Annotated in this window: 1 protein-coding gene and 1 pseudogene; one reads left to right on the top strand and one right to left on the bottom strand. The window is 66.1% G+C overall.

Annotation, left to right across the window (positions count from 1 at the left end):
• Positions 1-148 precede the first annotated feature (148 nt).
• Positions 149-559, bottom strand: a pseudogene (locus J4F42_22465) (phytanoyl-CoA dioxygenase family protein).
• Between the two features lie 58 nt (positions 560-617).
• Here J4F42_22465 and J4F42_22460 point away from each other — a divergent pair.
• The gene (locus J4F42_22460; GenBank protein MCE2488287.1) at positions 618-959 is read left to right on the top strand and encodes a hypothetical protein; all 342 of its coding nucleotides are present in this window, start codon (positions 618-620) and stop codon (positions 957-959) included.
• Positions 960-1006 lie beyond the last annotated feature (47 nt).

Raw genomic sequence — 1006 nt, 5'->3', positions numbered from 1 at the left:
TCGTCCAGGCTGGCTTGGGCCTGGTGTGGGTCGATCACGCGCTCAAGCACGACCGCGCCGTCGCGTGTAACAGCGGCCGCAATAGCCTGGGGGGATGCCGTTGCGGCCAGATAACTCAGCTGTGCCATTGCGCCTCTCCTCTTCTGGTCTAGACAAACCGGCGCGGCTTGCGCGGCCGGCGACCGAGCGCGAATTCCGGCGGCCGCAGGCCAATCTCCTGGTCGGCCGCAACCGGCGGGGTGAAGTAGCCCAGGGCGTAATTCATCATCGTATAGCCGAGCAGCTCCTGGAGTTCGGGCGCAAAGTCTTTGGCCAGCTCCGGCGGGCAGGACAGGTACTGGTTTTCCTCCTGGCGAAGCCAGCCCAGAGAATAGGTGATGTTCAGCCCGACCCGGTCGGCCGGGCTGGTATTGGCTCCGCCGCCGTGGATGACGCTGCCCGAATACACCAGGACCGAGCCCGGCGCCATTTCGGCAGAGGTAATGTCGGCCGGACTGGCCTCGCGCTCCTCGGGCCACACGGCGCTGCCCGGCACAACCTGGGTGGCGCCGTTTTCCTGGCTGAACTAGCTGGGGCTCAAGGCCCTGCAGATACTGCCCCCACACCAGCCGGTCACGGTGCAACAACTGTTTCGGCTGGTCCGGCATGATGCGGATGACCTGGGCCAGGTGGAGCTGGTAGCGCTTGCAGTTGGGCAGCAGGAACTCGTCGCACACGCCCAGGACGGTGGCCTGCGTGGCCAGTTCCCGGCACGCCGCCGAGCGGGCGATCAGCGCTCCGGTCCGGGTGGTCTGGTAGCCCGAGAACTCGTCCCGACCGACCGGGGTGGCGTCAACAAAAGGCCACAGCTCGTCGAGCGTGGCTGCGGCCTGGTCCCGACTGAGCGCGTTTTCCATGATGACCGCGCCGTCGCGGGCTATGGCTGCGGTCAGCTCCTGTGGCGAAGCGCTTGCGGATAGACGGGTCAATTCCGGCATTGCAATTCTCCCTTTCACACCTGCGGTTT

The sequence above is a fragment of the Desulfurellaceae bacterium genome, assembly GCA_021296095.1.
Taxonomy (GTDB): Bacteria; Desulfobacterota; Binatia; order Bin18; family Bin18; genus JAAXHF01.
The sequence above is the reverse complement of the archived record's forward strand: the minus strand, read 5'-3'. Positions and strand labels throughout refer to the sequence as shown.